Genomic DNA, 16,838 nt, shown 5'->3' with positions numbered 1-16,838 from the left:
TCGAAGGATTGGGAAAAATCCATCGCCAGCGCGGCAGCTTGGGTCACAATCGCACACATCCGCCGCGTCACGCGGATGCTCGCAAGACAATGAATTCACTCGAAAAGTTTTGAATCAGACTCTCAGAGGCCAGCGCCTCCTTCACATAGCCGACCATTTCCTTGTCGAGCTGCTCCAACCGTTTCTGTCCGTCGGCCCATTCACCCTTTTTGAAATGCTCGACGACGGCTGCGAAATGCTGACGCAGCGCCTTGCGCTCGTCGTCCATGATCTTGCCTTTGACCTTGTCAAAGCGGGCCGTGGTTGCCTTCAGCCGGGTCTTGGCGTTGACCTCTTCGCGCGACGCCTCCGATCCGCCGCCGATCAGGCCAATCAGCTCTTCCATCCGGGTGTTGAGTTTGCTCAAGATCGCGGCTGCCTTGTCCACCGCGCTATCCTTCTGCTCCTCAATCTGGCCGAACAGGATGCGCAGCTCCTTGCGTTCCTCGTCGGTGATCTTGCCCTTGATCTTGTCAAACCGCGACACCACAGCCTGCAGCCGTTTTTCGAACTTACCATCGGCGCTGTCCGCCCCGCCAGCGTCCACATCCGCGTCCACGATCTTATAGGCGAACTGCGTGCCCTTCATGACCGGCTTCAGATTCTTTTCCAGAATCTTGCCCTTGACCGGGCTCAGCTTCAGGGTGCCATCCTCAACAAAACAGCGGCCGACGGCGTGCGTCTTGGCCTTGGCTTTCAGCTCTTTCAGCAACGGCGCGGCGGTCTCTCCGACCACCAGAATAGTCTGCGGCGCGCCATTGAGCGCCACCTGATCGTAGTAATGAAACTCGCTCAGGCTCGCGTCGAGCTTTTTGAGTTCCTTCTTCAGCTCCGCCTTGTAGCTTTGTTCACTATTGAAAATATCCAGCTTTTTGAAAGGCATGGTCACTCCTCCTACCCATGAGGCACATTTAAACAGCACGGCCAGAAAGAGCCGCCGCAACAACTTGATCTATCAATTCCCCCAAACGGTAGCCCCATAAGCCCCGGCGAGCAAAACAAAAGCGTTTCACAGAAGTGGGGTTACGCCACAATTCCCTTGAAACATTGGCGCCACAGGCCTAAAAGCCGCTCGTCTGGTACCGGATTCGGTTCCGGGCGTTTTGCCTATGTGCGCATATCCTGCCTGACCTTCTTCGGTCATCTGACAGGGCGCGGATCGGCACTCAGGAACGATCGGTGTGATCTCTGGCGGGCTGCACAAGCGGGACCCGGTGAAGACCAAGAGCTCTCATATCCGCGCAAAACTTCGTGGAACAACCACGAGCAAAATAGGAGAAGATCAGATGGACCTGATCGCACAGCTGGAGGCGGAACAAGTTGCCGCCCTGGGGAAAGAGATCCCCGATTTCAAAGCCGGTGACACCATCCGCGTCGGCTACAAAGTGACCGAAGGCTCGCGTAGCCGTGTTCAGAACTACGAAGGCGTCTGCATCAGCCGCAAGAACGGTTCTGGCATCGCCGGTTCCTTCACCGTCCGCAAGATTTCGTTTGGCGAAGGCGTGGAGCGTGTGTTCCCGCTGCATTCGACCAACATCGACAGCATCACCGTCGTGCGCCGTGGCCGCGTGCGTCGTTCCAAGCTGTACTACCTGCGTTCGCGTCGCGGCAAATCCGCCCGTATCGCTGAAGACGCAAACTACAAAGCCAAAGCGTAAGGAGTGGTATCATGAAAGCCGACACCCATCCCGACTACCACTTCATCGACGTCAAAATGACCGACGGTACCGTCATCAAGATGCGTTCCACCTGGGGCAAAGAAGGCGACCAGCTGTCGCTGGACATCGACCCCTCCGTGCACCCCGCATGGACCGGCGGTTCGACCCGCCTGATGGACGCCGGTGGCCGCGTGTCCAAGTTCAAAAAGAAATACGAAGGTCTGGGCTTCTAAGACCAACTATCGGTTTCGAAACGAAAAACCGCTCCTTTTGGGGCGGTTTTTTGCTTTCAAGATTTTGTTTTTAAGGCGTGAATACAAGCAAGACGGCAACCGCACAAAACCCGAGTGCGAATTTTAAAATCTTTTCAAATTGATAAGCATTTTGAGGCACAGTTTTTCGGAATCGTGGAAACACCGAAATGAAAGGCCACAGGCAATGCTCTCCCAATCCAGCCCTTCCCGCATCAAAAACCTCCCCGAGGCGTTAGCGGGAAATCGAGAGCATGGAACCCCCGTGAGCCAATCGGAAGTCACTGCGGCTGTTACTCTTTTCCGAGAAGGCAGGATCTCAGACGCCCTGTCCAAAGCACAAGCTCTGGCGAAACGCTCCCCCGACTTGGTCCCATTGCTGGATTTGCAGGGCGCGTGCCTGAAGTCCCAAGGCAACCTGTCAGGCGCACTTGAATTCTTCAAACGCAGCCTGGAGGCTGGAGGCAATCCCGCCATCGGGCATTTCAATATCGGCATTACACTTCTTCAACTCAGTTACTTCGAACGCGCCACCGAACACCTGAGCCAAGCCGTGACTCTGGATCCGACCAACCTGGAGGCGGGAGGAGCACTGGCCAAGTCTTTGAATGCACAGGGTCACTACGCGGAAGCCGTGCATATCGTCTCGGCTCTTATCGAGCACAATCCGGTCACCGATAAATTGCTCAACGCTCTGGGCGAGTCATTGCACCGCCTTGACCGTCTGACCGAGGCGAAGGTTTGCTTAAATGCGGTGACGCTAGCGTCACCAGAGGGTGAAGAAGCACAATATCAGCTTGGCCACATTGCGTTATCCGAAAACGAAAAAGATGCTGCAAAGCAGCACTTTCAGAACGCTCTGGATCTGAACCCTTGGCTGACGCCCGCGCACCGTTCCCTGTCCGAGCTTATCACCTACGATAGTGATGCCCCCCACCTAAAGGACATGCAAAAGCTTTTGGATGAAAATAAAATGAGTCCCAACGCAGAATTCGAACTGCGCTTTGCAGTCTACAAGGCTCTGAATGATGCCAAGCAGTATGACGCCGCGTTTGAGAATCTGGAACGAGGCAACAGCCTCAAAAAGCAAACGATCAGATATTCGATCGAAACGGACGAAGCCAGATTTGCATACCTGAAGCACATTTTTGACCAACCAGCGCCGGTTGCCACATCAGAACTCGGCTTTCGACCGATTTTCATTGTCGGACTGCCGCGCTCGGGCACGACTGTAACTGAGCGCATCCTATGCGGCTGCAACAGCGTGGCAGGCGCTGGGGAATTGCAATACCCCACGACTGCCATGGCCAAGCTGATGAAGCAGATGAATGCCGAGCAGCAATCAGAATTCACCCAGGCTCACGCAGAAGCCCTGCGAGACGCCGTTGGCCAGGCCATGCAGGGGCACGCAGATGGCGCTTCGGTTGTGATTGACAAGATGCCATTGAACTTTCGCTGGGTCGGCGGCCTTCTGGCAGCCTTCCCTGAAGCACGGATCGTCTACACCACGCGCCCGCCCCATGATCAGCTCTGGTCTCTTTATAAGGTCTGCTTTCTCGGCAGCGGCAATGGGTTCAGCTATGATCCCAGCGACATTGCCCAATATCAGGCTCTAACGCGGGACCTGATGCAACACTGGATGCGGCTGTTTCCGGACCAGATCCATCAACTGGACTATCACGCGCTCACGAAAGATCCCGAAGAGCACATCCGGCCATTGGTGGATTTCTGCGGGCTGGAATGGTCCGATGACTGCCTGCATCCAGAAAACCGTGAGAGCGCCATTCAAACGGCATCGTTGCAGCAGGCGCGACAGCCGATCTATCACCGCTCGACCCCGGACTGGCTGCCCCACGAGGCACGTCTCTCCTCGGCATTCGAGCAGTTGAACCAATTGGGGCTGTAGCAGCGCCGGAACGAAGTGTTCCAATTAACACATGGCATCCTGCGGCAGTGCATCAGCTGCACTGCTGCCCCCGCCTGATGCGGCAAAAATCAGGCTCTAATTGGGGTAGTTCAACGCTTTTCATTGATTCGGGCACTGTCTATAGTCCGCAGAAAATCGCTCCCGCGGCGCGGGGAACCAAAGGGATCATTGAATGGCGCATATCATTGTCGTCGGCAACGAAAAGGGCGGTGCGGGGAAATCCACCGTCTCCATGCATGTGGCAACCGCTCTGGCACGGCTGGGGCACAAGGTGGCGGCGCTGGATCTGGATCTGCGGCAACGCTCGCTTGGTCGGTATCTGGAGAACCGCAAGGCCTTCATGACCCAGGCCGGGCTGGAACTGCCGATTGTCGATCTGCACGAATTGCCGGACATTGACCCCGACAGCCTGCAACCGGGTGAAAACATCTATGATCACCGTCTGTCGGCGGCCGTCTCCAGCCTGGAGCCGGACAATGATTTCATCCTGATCGACTGTCCCGGCTCGCACACCCGGCTGAGCCAAGTGGCACATTCGCTGGCCGATACGCTGATCACGCCGCTGAACGATAGTTTCGTCGATTTCGACCTGCTGGCCCATACCGATGACAAGGGCGACAAGATCACCGGCCCGTCGGTCTATTCGGAAATGGTCTGGAATGCGCGCCAGTTGCGGGCGCAGGCCGGGCTGAAACCCATCGACTGGATCGTCATCCGCAACCGCGTCGGCACCCAGCGCATGGTCAATAAGGAAAAGATGGAGCGCGCCATCAACATGCTGTCCAAACGGATCGGCTTCCGCGTCGCCCCCGGTTTTTCAGAGCGGGTGATTTTCCGCGAACTCTTCCCGCGCGGCCTGACTCTGCTGGATCTCAAGGACGTGGGCGTCAAACAGCTGAACATCTCCAACATCGCGGCCCGGCAAGAGCTGCGGGACATGATGAAAGAACTGAACCTGCCGGGCGTCGAGATCAATATCTGAGTCCTGCCCGGCTCGCTCCCCTCTTTGGCGCCGGATCAGTCCTTACCGAGGCTGATTCAGCGTCTCGTAGATGGTGAACAACTCGATCGGCTCGGCCACGCTGCGCAGCATGTAGCGGCCGAGAGACACCAGATCGTGCCCCGCCTCCGCCCCGGCGCGCTGCACCTCCTGTGACAGGATCACGCTTTGCCCGACCGAGTGGTGCAAGCCGGAAATCCGCGCCGTCTGGTTGACGATCGGCCCGATCACGGTGAAATCCAGCCGGTTTTCCGAACCGATATTGCCATAAAGAATGTCCCCGGCGTGCAGCGCCAGAGTGAAACCCGGCGCAGGCAGCCCTGCCTCGGCCCGCTCGATATTGCGCAGGCGGATCTTCTGACGCAGCTCACTCGCCGCATCCAAAGCCGCCTTGGCGTCCTTGCTGAGCGAGCCGAGGTTGAACATCGTTAGCATCCCATCGCCCATGAACTTCAGGATATTGCCCCCGTGGGACTGGATCACGGTCACGGCAATGCCGAAGTAATCGTTCAGCATGTCGATCACCTCGGGGCCCGGCACCTGCTCGGCGAGGCTGGTAAAGCCTTTGAGATCGAACAGGCAGATGACCGCGTTGATCCGGTCCGACGACCCGCGCTGGATTTCGCCAGACAGCACCCGCCGCCCGGCATCGCGCCCCAGATAGACCTGCAACAGATCCTTGGCCATCTGCTGGTTAGACATCGATTTCAGCGCCAGACCCAAATGCGGCGCGATACTGCGCAGCAAGGACAGATCGCGTTCGCTGAAACCGTCCGGGTGATCGCTGCTCAGGGAAATCAACACCCCTTCGGAGGGCCTGCTGGGATCCAGCGGGACCTTTTCGTCGGAAAAACGCAGGCCAAAGGCGAAATAGTCGGTCACGCTCTGCGCCCGCAGATCCCCCAACATCGGAAAACGGACGACATGCTGATCATTCAGATCCGAGCGGAACTCCTCCAGATCCTCAGCCAGAAGATGGAACAGCGGGCTTTGCAGCCAGGCATCGCGCGGGGCCTGCCGGTGCTCGTAGCGTTCCTGAGACATCCCGCCAGTGCGGGTCCAGCTGAACCCGATCCCGCCGAACTGCGGGTGAAAGGCGCGTTGCGCCAGATGAAACCGCCATAGGGGCATGCCGAGGGCGACCATCTGCTCGCAAAACGCCTGCAGGAAACCTTCGCGCTCATGGCTGCGCAGCCCTTGCTCGGTCAGCCAGGAGATCAAGGCGGGGGCTCGGCTGTCTGTCTGATCCACGGGAAAGGGTCCTCGGTTTGCGCGGGTGTTTTGCCAGTATCCGGCACTCTCTGTGTCCGGCAGTATCTGGGGTGCCGAAGCCCGAATGTCTATTCCTCGATTCCAGCCAACTGACGCAACATGCGCCGCAGGGTTTGTTCCTCTTCTGGGCTGAACCGGGCCGCCAACTGCTTGTCATAGCTTGCCGCCTGCCCGCGCAGGTCGCGATAAGCCGCCTCCCCCGCCGGGGTCAGCTTCAGGTGCTCCGACCGCCGGTCCGCCGTATCCCTGTTGCGGGTGATGAAACGGCGCTCGGTTAGCTTTGCCACCGCCCGGCTGATCTTGGTCTTGTGGATCTTGGCGCGCTGACCGATCTCCTTGGCCGTCATGGTGCCATAGGTGCCAAGGTGAAACAGCACCCGCCATTCGTTGCGCAGCATCCCATAACGGTTCTTGTAATAGGACTGAAAGGCAAGCGAGCTTTCCTCGGCCGCACGGTTCAGCAGGAACGGCAGGAAATCCTGCAAAGCGAAATCATCTTTTTCGGTCATTTGCCCCTCCATACCCTTGTTAGTTACAAAATCAACTATTACCCCGGCAAGCGGAAAAGGAGGAACGCGCCATGAATCGACCCACAAATCCCCATGAGATGATCCAGGCCCCTTCGCTTGCTGGCCCGCACGAGGGCTATATGCCCGGCTTTGGCAACGACTATGAAACCGAGGCTCTGCCCGGCGCCCTGCCCCAGGGCATGAACAGCCCGCAGAAATGCAATTACGGTCTTTATGGTGAGCAGCTGAGCGGCACCGCTTTCACCGCCGAGCGCGTCGAGCGCACCTGGTGCTACCGCATCCGCCCTTCGGTGAAGCACTCGCACCGGTATGAAAAGATCGACCTGCCCTATTGGAAATCCGCGCCCTGCGTCGATCCCGATGTGACCTCGCTCGGTCAGTATCGCTGGGATCCGGTGGCCCACGGCGGCGAGCCGCTGACCTGGCTTACCGGCATGCGCACCATGACCACCGCAGGCGATGTGAACACCCAGGTCGGCATGGCCAGCCATGTCTATCTTGTCACCGAATCGATGAAAGACAGCTATTTCTTCTCGGCCGACAGTGAGCTCTTGGTCGTCCCGCAGGAGGGCCGCCTGCGTTTCTGCACCGAGCTGGGCATCATCGATCTGGAGCCGAAGGAAATCGCCATCCTGCCGCGCGGCCTGCTCTATCGGGTCGAAGTTCTGGAAGGTCCCGCACGCGGTTTTGTCTGCGAAAACTACGGTCAGAAGTTCGAACTGCCGGGCCGTGGCCCGATCGGCGCAAACTGCATGGCCAACCCGCGCGACTTCAAGGCGCCCGTGGCGGCGTTTGAGGACCGCGAAGTGCCCTCTACCGTGACCATCAAATGGTGTGGCCAGTTCCACGAGACCAAGATTGGCCATTCGCCGCTGGATGTGGTCGCTTGGCACGGCAACTATGCGCCGGTGAAATACGACCTGCGCACCTATTGCCCGGTCGGCGCCATCCTGTTCGACCACCCGGATCCGTCGATCTTCACCGTGCTGACCGCGCCCTCGGGCCAGCCGGGCACCGCGAATATCGATTTCGTGCTGTTCCGCGAACGCTGGATGGTGGCCGAGAACACCTTCCGCCCGCCGTGGTATCACAAGAACATCATGTCCGAGCTGATGGGCAACATCTACGGCCAGTATGATGCCAAGCCGCAGGGCTTCATCCCCGGCGGCATGTCCCTGCACAACATGATGCTGCCGCACGGGCCGGACAAGAACGCATTTGAGGGCGCGTCGAACTCGAACCTTGGCCCGGAGAAGCTGGAAAACACCATGTCCTTCATGTTCGAAACCCGCTTCCCGCAGCACCTGACCGAATTCGCCGCCAAGGAGGCGCCGCTGCAGGACGATTACATCGACTGCTGGTCCGATATCGAAAAGAAATTCGACGGCACGCCGGGCCTGAAGTAAGCCTGTAGCCACAGCCGTTTTGCGCCGGGGTGATCCCGGCGCCTGCACATAACGTTTTGGGAGACACCATGCCCCTTTTGAAATCCTGGGTCGCCTCGGCCAATTCCGCCGACACGCCCTTTCCGCTGAACAACCTGCCCTACGGCGTCTTCTCTGTCGGTGACGAAGACCCGCGCTGCGGCGTCGCCATCGGCGACATGATCCTTGATATGCAGGCCGCCGAAGAGGCAGGCCTTATCGACCTGACCGATTACGCCCTGTTCGAGGTCCCCTTCTGGAACGACCTGATGGAAGAAGGTCCCGCCGTCTGGACCGCCCTGCGCAACCGTCTGACCGCGCTTCTGTCCGAAGGCGCCGCCGAGCAGGCCAAGGTCGAACCGCTGCTGGTGCCGCAGGCCGAGGCGCAGATGCATATGCCCTTCATGGTCAGCGAATACACCGACTTTTATGCCGGCAAGCATCACGCCATGAACGTCGGCACCATGTTCCGCGGCCCGGAAAACGCGCTGCCGCCGAACTGGCTGCACATCCCGATCGGTTATAATGGCCGCGCCTCCTCGGTCGTGGTGTCCGGCACCGATGTGCGCCGCCCCTGGGGCCAGCTGAAAGGCCCGAATGACGACGCCCCCCGCTGGGCGCCCTGCGCGCGTTTCGACATCGAGCTGGAAATGGGTGCCATCGTCGGCGTTCCCTCCGAAGGTCCGATCACCGTGCAGGAAGCGGACGACAATATCTTTGGCTACGTGCTGCTGAACGACTGGTCAGCGCGCGACATCCAGGCCTGGGAATACCAGCCGCTTGGCCCGTTTCAGGCCAAGGCGACCGCCACCACCGTCAGCCCCTGGATCGTGACCAAGGCGGCGCTGGAACCCTTCCGCTGCGACACGCCCGCGCGCGAAGTGGAGCTGCTGGATCACCTCAAGGACTGCGGTCCGATGCTTTATGACATCGATCTGGAGGTGACCATGGCACCAGAGGGCAAGGACGCCAGCACCATCGTGCGCACCAACTACAAGGAAATGTACTATTCCGCCGCGCAGCAGCTGGCCCATCATACCACCTCGGGCTGCCCGATGAATGCGGGTGACCTGCTTGGCTCCGGCACCATCTCGGGCGAGACCAAGGAAAGCCGCGGCTCGCTTCTGGAACTCAGCTGGGGCGGCAAGGAGCCGGTGACGCTGGAGACTGGCGAGGAACGTTCCTTTATCGTCGATGGCGACACGCTGACCTTGAAAGGCGCAGCCAAGGGCGATGGCTACACCATCGGGTTCGGCGAATGTGCGGGCAAGATCCTGCCCGCGCTGGACGATCCCTATAAGCGCTAGACCGTGATCGCCCTCGATCATATCCAGATTGCCATCCCCAAGGATGGAGAGGCCAAGGCCCGCGCCTTTTGGTGTGAGGGCCTTGGACTGGCCGAGATCGAAAAGCCGGAAGCGCTGAAAGCGCGTGGCGGCCTGTGGCTGTCCCTGGCCGGTTCCGAGCTGCATCTGGGCGTGGAAGAGGGGTTCACCCCTGCGCGCAAAGCCCATCCGGGCTTTGCAGTAGACGACATCGACACCATCGCGGCGCGGATCACGGCCACCGGCCAATCACCGCGATGGGATGACACAATAGAAAGCCGACGCCGGTTCTTCGCCGAAGATCCATTCGGCAACCGGCTTGAGTTTCTGCAAAAGGACTGAACACATGGCAAAGGCATTCGCGTCGCAAGGCGACATGACGGAAAAGAAGATCAGCTTCACCGAAGTGGGCGAGGGCCTTTACGCCTTCACCGCCGAGGGCGATCCGAACTCGGGCGTGATCATCGGCGATGACTCGGTGATGATCGTGGAGGCGCAGGCCACCCCGCGTCTGGCGAAAAAGGTGATCGAATGCGTGCGCTCGGTGACGGACAAGCCGATCACCCATGTGGCGCTGACCCACTATCACGCGGTGCGGGTTCTGGGCGCCTCGGCCTTTGGTGCGCAGCAGATCATCATGGGCGATGCCGCCCGCGCCATGGTCGTTGAACGCGGTCAGGAAGACTGGGACAGCGAATTCCAGCGCTTCCCGCGCCTGTTCGAAGGTCACGAAAGCATTCCGGGCCTGACCTATCCCACCACCACCTTCTCGGAAGACATGACCGTCTACCTGGGCAACCGCCGCGTTGATCTGATGCATCTGGGCCGCGCCCATACCGCAGGCGACATCGTCATCCACGTGCCGGATCAGAACGTCATGTTCACCGGCGATATCGTGGAATACCACTCGGCCTGCTATTGCGGCGACGGTCACTTCAGCGACTGGGGCGACACGCTGGACGCCATCAAATCCTTCGACGTCGACGCCATCGCGCCGGGCCGCGGGGATGCGCTGGTCGGCAAGGAAATGGTCAACGCGGCCATCGAGAACACCCGTGATTTCGTTGAGAGTACCTATCGCCCCGCCGCCCGCGTGGCTGCCCGCAACGGCACCCTGAAAGAGGCCTGGGACGCGGTGCGCGAAGAATGCGATCCCAAGTTCAAGGACTACGCGATCTACGAACACTGCCTGCCCTTCAACGTCGCCCGCGCCTATGACGAGGCCCGCGGTATTGACACCCCCCGCATCTGGACCGCCCAGCGCGATCTGGAAATGTGGGACGCCCTGCAGGGGTGAGCGGCGTTCCGCAATCGCTCCAGTGGAGCGATTGAGCCGCGAACGGGCGGAGCCCCGGGTTCCATCCAACCTGTGGGGCGGTTTGATCCAGATCGTACCGCCCCGCACAAAGACATGAGACGATGACAACAGCCTCCCGGCCAACTCCATGGCCGGGAACCGGAGAAGCTATGCCAAGCGGCACCCTTTGGGAGGACACCAGATGAACAAGATCTTTGAAGTGCCCCTGTACCCGTATGAACGCCATGCGGATCAGGACGCCCCGGCGCCGGTGCGGCGCAAGGTGGTGATCATTGGCGCAGGCCCGGTCGGCCTTGCCGCCGCCATCGACCTGGCCCAGCAAGGCATCGAGGCGGTAATCCTCGATGACAACGACAAGGTCAGCTTCGGCTCGCGCGCGATCTGTTTCGCCAAACGGCCGCTGGAAATCCTCGACCGGCTGGGCTGCGGTCAGCCGATGGTGGACAAGGGCGTGCAGTGGAACATTGGCAAGGTCTTCTTCGATGATCGTCAGGTCTACGAATTCAACCTGCTGCCGGAGCAAGGCCACAAACGTCCGGCCTTCATCAACCTGCAACAGTATTATTTCGAAGAATACCTGGTGAACCGGGTCAAGGAATTGCAGGCCGAAGGCGCCCCGATCGAGATCCGCGGCCGCAACAAGGTCTCTGCCATCGGCACCCACCCCGATCACGTGACGCTGGAAATCGACACGCCCGAAGGCTCTTACAATATCGAGGCAGACTGGCTGATCGCCTGCGATGGCGCCGGCTCTCCGACCCGGCAGATGCTGGGGCTCGATTTCGTTGGCCGCGTGTTCGAGGACAACTTCCTGATCGCCGATGTGGTGATGGAGGCCGACTTCCCCACCGAACGCTGGTTCTGGTTCGATCCCCCCTTCAACAAGGGCCAATCGGCGCTGTTGCACAAACAGCCCGATGGCGTCTGGCGCATCGACCTGCAGCTGGGCTGGGACATCGACAAGGAGCGCGAGAAACGCCCCGAGAACGTCATTCCCCGCCTCAAGGAAATGCTGGGCGAGGATGTGAAATTCGAACTGGAATGGGTGTCGATCTATACCTTCCAGTGCCGCCGGATGGAAAACTTCCGTCATGGCCGCGTGCTGTTCGCGGGCGATGCAGCGCATCAGGTCTCTCCCTTTGGGGCGCGCGGTGCCAACTCGGGTCTGCAGGACACCGATAACCTGTGCTGGAAGCTGAAACTGGTGATGGAAGGCAAGGCGCCCGAAAGCCTGCTCGACAGCTATGATCAGGAACGGGTCTATGGCGCCGACGAGAATATCCTGAACTCCAGCCGCTCCACCGATTTCATCACCCCGAAATCGGAAATGTCCCGCGTGCTGCGCGATGCGGTTCTGGACCTCAGCGAACATTTCGAATTCGCCCGCCCTCTGGTGAACTCGGGCCGCCTGTCGGTGCCTTGCACCTATGACGGATCGCACCTGAACTCCGCCGATGCGCTGCCAGACGGGCCGGAGCGCACCCGCCCCGGATCACCCTGCCCCGATGCGCCGCTTGGTGATGAGTTCCTGCTGCCGAAACTGGCGGACAAGTTCACCCTGCTGACCATCGACGCCGAGGCCCCCGATCTGATTGAGGAAGACGGTATCGAAGTCACCCGGCTGGCGCTGTCGGTCAAGGACGATCGCACCCTGGCCCTGAAGGAACGCTACCTCGGCGACAATGCCAGCGGCGTCTACCTGATCCGTCCGGATCAGCATGTGGCCGCCCGCCGCCCCTCCTATGACGACAACCAGTTCCGCGCCGCCATCCGCCGCGCCGTGGGCAAGGAGTAACACAGATGTCCGACCAACTGATCCTGACCCCGAACATCGACGGCGCCGATGATTTCTACGCCGATCTTCTGGCCGCACACGAGGGCCTTTCCAAGGCCGACAGCGACGCGCTCAATGCGCGACTAGTGCTGGTCCTGTCCAACCACATTGGGAAACGCGCGATCCTGAAACAGGCGCTGGCGGCTGCCGCGCTTCAGCCCTCGGAGGAGAGCAAGTGAAAATCGAGAAAATCCATCACGTCGCCTATCGGTGCAAGGACGCCAAGGAAACGGTGGAGTGGTACAACAAGATGCTGAAGATGGACTTTGTCCTGGCCATTGCCGAGGATCACGTCCCGTCCACGCATGAACCCGATCCGTACATGCATGTCTTCATGGATGCGGGCGACGGCAATGTCCTGGCCTTTTTCGAATTGCCGACCAAGCCGGAAATGGGCCGTGACCCCAACACGCCGGAATGGGTGCAGCACATCGCCTTCAAGGTGAAGGACCGCGACACGCTGATCGAATTCAAGGACCATCTTGAGGCCAACGGTGTCGAGGTGCTGGGTGTGACGGATCATTCGATCTTCCACTCGATCTATTTCTTCGACCCGAACGGCCACCGGGTGGAACTGGCCTGCCCAGATCCCAAGGAAGAGGCGCTGCTGGAAAAACTGGACGCCGTGAAATGGGAGATGCTGGAGGAATGGTCAAAGACCAAGAAGGCGCCCAAACACGCAGACTGGCTGCACGCCAAGGAACTGAGTAACGTCTGAACAACAGACCGAAACACAAAGACCGCATCCGGGGATCCCGGGTGCGGTTTCATATCAGGCAGGCACAAGAGGGAGAGACTGATGACGGATGTGGTGCTTTTTGATTACTGGCGGTCGTCGGCCAGCTACCGGCAGCGCATCGCGCTGAACCTTGCCGGGATCGAATACCAGTCCATCCCCGTCGATCTGGTAAAGGGAGAGCAACGCAGCCCCGAACATCTGGCGCGCAACCCGCAGGGCTTTGTGCCGGTGCTGGAAATCGATGGGCTGCGGCTGACACAGTCGCTGGCGATCCTGGATTATCTGGACCAGACCCGTGATCTGAACCTTCTCCCGAAAGCCCCGGCAGAGCGTGCCAAGGCACAGGCGCTGGCGCAATCCATCGCGGTGGACCTGCATCCGGTGTGCAATCTGGCTGTCGCCCGCCATGCCACGCAGCTCAGCGGCGGGCGCGAGGATATGCCCAAGGCCTGGATGCAGCATTTCATCCGCCCCGGATTGCAGGCGTTCGAGGCGCTGCTGGCGGGTTTTGAACAGGCTCCCTATTGCACGGGTGATGCGCCGGGTTTGGCTGATATCTGCCTGATGCCGCAGGTCTACAATGCCCGCCGCTGGGAAGCGGATATCTCGGACATGCCGCGCCTTTTGGCGGTCGAGGAAGCCTGCGCCCAGCATCCGGCCTTTGCTGCCGCCCATCCGGACGCGGTGCAACCCACCGCTTGACCCCGGCGCGCCGCTTCCCCTTACTATCGGCAACAACAACGGGGAGCGCAGAATGAGCAAACACGGATATGACAGCGGGCGGCTGAACCTGCCTTTCGTCGGCATCTGCACCTTTGGCAAATACCCTTACGTGGAAGACTGGGACGCCATCGATGCGGATGCGGCCGTTCTGGGCGCGCCGTTCGATTTCGGTGCCCAGTGGCGGTCGGGTGCACGCATGGGACCGCGTGCCATCCGCGAAGCCTCGACCCTGTTCAGCTTTGGCCATGCGGGCGCCTATGATTTCGAGGATGACGTCACCTATCTGGACCCGGCCAAGGTGACCATCGTAGACATTGGCGATGCGGATATCATCCATACCGATACCCTGCAGAGCCACGCCAATATCGAATACGGCGTGCGTAAGATCCTGAAGGCCGGTGCCCTGCCGGTGGTGCTGGGCGGCGATCATTCGGTGAATATCCCCTGCATCAACGCCTTTGACGATCAGGAGCCGATCCACGTGGTGCAGATCGACGCGCATCTCGATTTCGTCGACGAGCGTCACGGGGTACGCTATGGCCATGGCAACCCGATGCGCCGCGCCGCTGAAAAACCCTATGTCACCGGGCTGACCCAGATCGGCATCCGCAACGTCTCCTCCACCGCCAAGGACGGCTATGATGCCGCCCGCTCCATGGGGTCGGACATCCAGTCGGTCCGCCATGTGCGCAAGATGGGCACCGAGGCACTGATCAACCGCATCCCGCAAGGAGAGCGCTATTATCTGACGGTAGATATCGACGCCTTCGACCCCTCAATCGCACCGGGCACCGGCACTCCCAGCCACGGCGGGTTTCTCTATTACGAGGTGTTGGAGATCATCGACGCGCTGGCGCAGCGGGGCGATATCGTCGGGCTTGATCTGGTGGAGGTGGCGCCGGATTACGATACCACCGGCTGCACATCCACTTTGGCAGCGCAACTGCTGATGAACACCATCGGGCGCATCCTGCACCACCGCGATTGAACCTGCTGCGGCGGCTTTATTCTGCCGCGCTTTTAAGGCTGGCCATCAGAGTGTGGAACTTCTCGCCCTGCACCGCGACGTGATCGCGCAGGGCGTTGGCAGCGGCTTCGCCGTCGCCCCGGACCAGCGCCTGCACCACGGCCTTGTGTTCATCCATGGACTGCGCCAGACGCCCGCGAAACCGCAGCTGCTGGCGGCGAAAGGGCTTCAGGCGTTTGTGCAGCTTGCAGGCTTCCTGCTCCAGAAACCCATTGCCGGATTCACGGTAGAGGATGCGGTGGAAACGCTCGTTCTCCACGTAATAGGCATCCGAATCCTGTGCATCGACCGCTGCCTGGCATTTAGCATTGGCATCGTTCAGCTCATCCAGCGCCTGATCCGAAATCCGCTTGGCTGCCAGCCGTCCGCAGACCGCTTCCAGCTCGGCCATGACTTCGAACATTTCCATCAGTTCGACCGGGCCGGGCTGACGTACAAAGGCGCCGCGTCGCGGGATCAGCTGTACCAAACCAGAGAGCGCAAGCCGCTGAAATGCCTCACGAAGCGGCGTGCGTGAAACGCCGAACTGTTCGGCCAGGCGCACCTCGTCCAAGCGGTCGCCATCCGCAAAAGTGCCGTCAAAGATCAGCTCTTCCAGCTCTTCAGCGATACTATCTGCACGACGTTGCCCCATGGATTTTCAGTAGCACTCCGGTTTTGAAAATTCAACATGACTATTCTTGTATACAAAAATATTGACTTGAAAAACACCTGATGTTTACGTTCGGGCATCTCCAGCCATCAAAGGCTGGAATTTCAGGGAGGAAAAAATGAAAACCATGCTGAAAGCTGCGGTCGCTGCCGCGGCGCTCTTGTCGTCGGCCGCGCTGGCCAATGCCACCGAACTGCGCCTGTCGCACCAGTGGTCGAACAAGGACATCCGTCACAAGGTCGCGCAGATCGTCGCCGATGAGGTGGCCGCCGCCGATGTCGATCTGGACATCAAGATCTTCGGCTCCAAATCGCTGTTCAAACCGCGCGAGCAGTATAAACCGCTCAGCCGCGGCCAGCTGGACATGACCGTTCTGCCGCTCAGCTATGCTGGCGGTCAGCAGCCCGCCTATAACCTGACGCTGATGCCCGGCCTGGTGAAGAACCACGACCACGCCGCGCGGCTCAGCAACTCGCCCTTCATGGAAGCGCTTGAGGCCAAGATGGCCGACGACGACGTGATGGTGCTGGTGCACGGCTATCTGGCCGGCGGTTTCGCAGGCAAGGACAAGTGCATCACCAAACCCTCCGACATCGAAGGACTGCAGACCCGCGCGGCCGGTAAAGCCTTCGAACAGATGTTGGCTGGGGCCGGTGCCTCCATCGCCTCGATGGCGTCCTCGGAAATCTACAACGCCATGCAAACCGGCGTTCTGCAGGCCGCTAATACATCGTCATCGTCCTTCGTGTCCTACCGGATCTACGAACAGGTCAGCTGCTACACCCCGGCGGGCGATGTAGCCCTGTGGTTCATGTATCAACCTCTGTTGATGAACAAGAGCACCTTTGAGGGTCTGAGCGAAGCACAGCAGAACGCGCTGCTGGCCGCTGCCGAAAAGGCCGAAGCCTATTACCTGGAAGAAGCCAAGAAACAGGACGCAGCCTCGGCCAAGGTCTTTGCCGACGCCGGTGTGGAAATCGCCCAGATGAGCGCCGATGACTTCGACGCATGGCGCAAGCTGGCCATGGAAACCTCCTACAAGAAATTCGTGGATGAGGTTTCGGACGGTCAGGCGCTTCTCGATTTGGCGCTCGCAGTCGAGTGATAACACCCGGCGGG

Annotated in this window: 18 protein-coding genes and 1 pseudogene; 15 read left to right on the top strand and 4 right to left on the bottom strand. The window is 60.0% G+C overall.

The genetic code is table 11. The features are described 5' to 3' along the window. Positions 1–93, top strand: a pseudogene (locus AAFO90_RS17660) (IS5/IS1182 family transposase); the annotation flags it as partial. On the opposite strand, the gene AAFO90_RS17655 reads toward AAFO90_RS17660, so the two are convergent. Continuing rightward, on the bottom strand, positions 68–922 hold the full coding sequence (locus AAFO90_RS17655) for a hypothetical protein (RefSeq protein WP_347510208.1): 855 nt from the start codon (positions 920–922) through the stop codon (positions 68–70). The pseudogene AAFO90_RS17660 and the gene AAFO90_RS17655 sit on opposite strands and share 26 nt — an antisense overlap. A gap of 403 nt (positions 923–1,325) precedes the next feature. Here AAFO90_RS17655 and rplS point away from each other — a divergent pair, with 403 nt between their 5' ends. The 4 genes from rplS (at position 1,326) to AAFO90_RS17635 (ending at position 4,857) form a co-directional block, all read left to right on the top strand. Continuing rightward, positions 1,326–1,697 (top strand): 50S ribosomal protein L19, encoded by a 372-nt coding sequence (gene rplS / locus AAFO90_RS17650; protein WP_065273597.1) that lies wholly within the window; start codon positions 1,326–1,328, stop codon positions 1,695–1,697. 11 nt (positions 1,698–1,708) lie between these two features. Beyond that, on the top strand, positions 1,709–1,930 hold the full coding sequence (gene rpmE / locus AAFO90_RS17645) for a 50S ribosomal protein L31 (protein ID WP_274830325.1): 222 nt from the start codon (positions 1,709–1,711) through the stop codon (positions 1,928–1,930). Between the two features lie 283 nt (positions 1,931–2,213). Then, positions 2,214–3,854 carry a sulfotransferase gene (locus tag AAFO90_RS17640; RefSeq protein ID WP_347510207.1) on the top strand — a complete coding sequence of 547 codons (1,641 nt, stop codon included), beginning with the start codon at positions 2,214–2,216 and terminating at the stop codon, positions 3,852–3,854. A 193-nt stretch (positions 3,855–4,047) separates the two neighbouring features. Beyond that, the gene (locus AAFO90_RS17635; protein ID WP_065271575.1) at positions 4,048–4,857 is read left to right on the top strand and encodes a division plane positioning ATPase MipZ; all 810 of its coding nucleotides are present in this window, start codon (positions 4,048–4,050) and stop codon (positions 4,855–4,857) included. Positions 4,858–4,899: 42 nt separating this feature from the next. Here the strand turns inward: AAFO90_RS17635 and AAFO90_RS17630 are convergent, their stop codons facing one another. Both AAFO90_RS17630 and AAFO90_RS17625 read right to left on the bottom strand, forming a co-directional pair. Continuing rightward, positions 4,900–6,126 (bottom strand): adenylate/guanylate cyclase domain-containing protein, encoded by a 1,227-nt coding sequence (locus AAFO90_RS17630; RefSeq protein WP_347510206.1) that lies wholly within the window; start codon positions 6,124–6,126, stop codon positions 4,900–4,902. 89 nt (positions 6,127–6,215) lie between these two features. Beyond that, positions 6,216–6,656 carry a MarR family transcriptional regulator gene (locus AAFO90_RS17625; RefSeq protein WP_065273598.1) on the bottom strand — a complete coding sequence of 147 codons (441 nt, stop codon included), beginning with the start codon at positions 6,654–6,656 and terminating at the stop codon, positions 6,216–6,218. Positions 6,657–6,727: 71 nt separating this feature from the next. On the opposite strand from AAFO90_RS17625, the gene hmgA reads away from it, so the two are divergent. The 9 genes from hmgA (at position 6,728) to speB (ending at position 15,028) form a co-directional block, all read left to right on the top strand. Next, entirely contained in the window at positions 6,728–8,083 is a 1,356-nt protein-coding gene (gene hmgA / locus AAFO90_RS17620; RefSeq protein ID WP_274835523.1) for a homogentisate 1,2-dioxygenase, read from the top strand. 68 nt (positions 8,084–8,151) lie between these two features. Then, positions 8,152–9,408 carry a fumarylacetoacetase gene (gene fahA / locus AAFO90_RS17615; RefSeq protein WP_347510205.1) on the top strand — a complete coding sequence of 419 codons (1,257 nt, stop codon included), beginning with the start codon at positions 8,152–8,154 and terminating at the stop codon, positions 9,406–9,408. Positions 9,409–9,411: 3 nt separating this feature from the next. Continuing rightward, positions 9,412–9,768, top strand: a complete 357-nt coding sequence (locus tag AAFO90_RS17610; protein ID WP_347510204.1) for a VOC family protein — start codon at positions 9,412–9,414, stop codon at positions 9,766–9,768. Positions 9,769–9,772: 4 nt separating this feature from the next. Beyond that, entirely contained in the window at positions 9,773–10,723 is a 951-nt protein-coding gene (locus AAFO90_RS17605; RefSeq protein ID WP_347510203.1) for an MBL fold metallo-hydrolase, read from the top strand. A gap of 202 nt (positions 10,724–10,925) precedes the next feature. Next, entirely contained in the window at positions 10,926–12,539 is a 1,614-nt protein-coding gene (locus AAFO90_RS17600) for an FAD-dependent oxidoreductase (RefSeq protein WP_347510202.1), read from the top strand. 5 nt (positions 12,540–12,544) lie between these two features. Beyond that, entirely contained in the window at positions 12,545–12,757 is a 213-nt protein-coding gene (locus AAFO90_RS17595) for a DUF2783 domain-containing protein (RefSeq protein WP_065271581.1), read from the top strand. Continuing rightward, positions 12,754–13,296 carry a VOC family protein gene (locus AAFO90_RS17590; RefSeq protein ID WP_274833316.1) on the top strand — a complete coding sequence of 181 codons (543 nt, stop codon included), beginning with the start codon at positions 12,754–12,756 and terminating at the stop codon, positions 13,294–13,296. Before AAFO90_RS17595 ends, AAFO90_RS17590 begins: the two co-directional genes overlap by 4 nt. Before the next feature lie 81 nt (positions 13,297–13,377). Next, entirely contained in the window at positions 13,378–14,019 is a 642-nt protein-coding gene (maiA, locus tag AAFO90_RS17585; RefSeq protein WP_347510201.1) for a maleylacetoacetate isomerase, read from the top strand. Positions 14,020–14,071: 52 nt separating this feature from the next. Next, entirely contained in the window at positions 14,072–15,028 is a 957-nt protein-coding gene (gene speB / locus AAFO90_RS17580) for an agmatinase (protein ID WP_347510200.1), read from the top strand. Between the two features lie 16 nt (positions 15,029–15,044). Here the strand turns inward: speB and AAFO90_RS17575 are convergent, their stop codons facing one another. Beyond that, entirely contained in the window at positions 15,045–15,701 is a 657-nt protein-coding gene (locus AAFO90_RS17575; protein ID WP_065271585.1) for a GntR family transcriptional regulator, read from the bottom strand. Positions 15,702–15,837: 136 nt separating this feature from the next. On the opposite strand from AAFO90_RS17575, the gene dctP reads away from it, so the two are divergent. Continuing rightward, a complete protein-coding gene (dctP, locus tag AAFO90_RS17570; RefSeq protein ID WP_065271586.1) occupies positions 15,838–16,824 on the top strand; it encodes a TRAP transporter substrate-binding protein DctP in 987 nt (328 codons plus the stop codon). Positions 16,825–16,838 lie beyond the last annotated feature (14 nt).

This window comes from Phaeobacter sp. CAU 1743 (genome assembly GCF_039839315.1).
In the GTDB taxonomy this organism is placed as follows: Bacteria; Pseudomonadota; Alphaproteobacteria; order Rhodobacterales; family Rhodobacteraceae; genus Phycobacter; species Phycobacter gallaeciensis_A.
This window is presented reverse-complemented; position numbering and strand designations above follow the sequence as displayed.

What these genes read in the sequence shown, in the direction of transcription:
- AAFO90_RS17655 (WP_347510208.1), bottom strand. Translation starts at nt 922, where the DNA reads ATGCCTTTCAAAAAGCTGGATATTTTCAATAGTGAACAAAGCTACAAG.
- rplS (WP_065273597.1), top strand. Translation starts at nt 1,326, where the DNA reads ATGGACCTGATCGCACAGCTGGAGGCGGAACAAGTTGCCGCCCTGGGG.
- rpmE (WP_274830325.1), top strand. Translation starts at nt 1,709, where the DNA reads ATGAAAGCCGACACCCATCCCGACTACCACTTCATCGACGTCAAAATG.
- AAFO90_RS17635 (WP_065271575.1), top strand. Translation starts at nt 4,048, where the DNA reads ATGGCGCATATCATTGTCGTCGGCAACGAAAAGGGCGGTGCGGGGAAA.
- AAFO90_RS17625 (WP_065273598.1), bottom strand. Translation starts at nt 6,656, where the DNA reads ATGACCGAAAAAGATGATTTCGCTTTGCAGGATTTCCTGCCGTTCCTG.
- hmgA (WP_274835523.1), top strand. Translation starts at nt 6,728, where the DNA reads ATGAATCGACCCACAAATCCCCATGAGATGATCCAGGCCCCTTCGCTT.
- fahA (WP_347510205.1), top strand. Translation starts at nt 8,152, where the DNA reads ATGCCCCTTTTGAAATCCTGGGTCGCCTCGGCCAATTCCGCCGACACG.
- AAFO90_RS17605 (WP_347510203.1), top strand. Translation starts at nt 9,773, where the DNA reads ATGGCAAAGGCATTCGCGTCGCAAGGCGACATGACGGAAAAGAAGATC.
- AAFO90_RS17600 (WP_347510202.1), top strand. Translation starts at nt 10,926, where the DNA reads ATGAACAAGATCTTTGAAGTGCCCCTGTACCCGTATGAACGCCATGCG.
- AAFO90_RS17595 (WP_065271581.1), top strand. Translation starts at nt 12,545, where the DNA reads ATGTCCGACCAACTGATCCTGACCCCGAACATCGACGGCGCCGATGAT.
- maiA (WP_347510201.1), top strand. Translation starts at nt 13,378, where the DNA reads ATGACGGATGTGGTGCTTTTTGATTACTGGCGGTCGTCGGCCAGCTAC.
- speB (WP_347510200.1), top strand. Translation starts at nt 14,072, where the DNA reads ATGAGCAAACACGGATATGACAGCGGGCGGCTGAACCTGCCTTTCGTC.
- AAFO90_RS17575 (WP_065271585.1), bottom strand. Translation starts at nt 15,701, where the DNA reads ATGGGGCAACGTCGTGCAGATAGTATCGCTGAAGAGCTGGAAGAGCTG.
- dctP (WP_065271586.1), top strand. Translation starts at nt 15,838, where the DNA reads ATGAAAACCATGCTGAAAGCTGCGGTCGCTGCCGCGGCGCTCTTGTCG.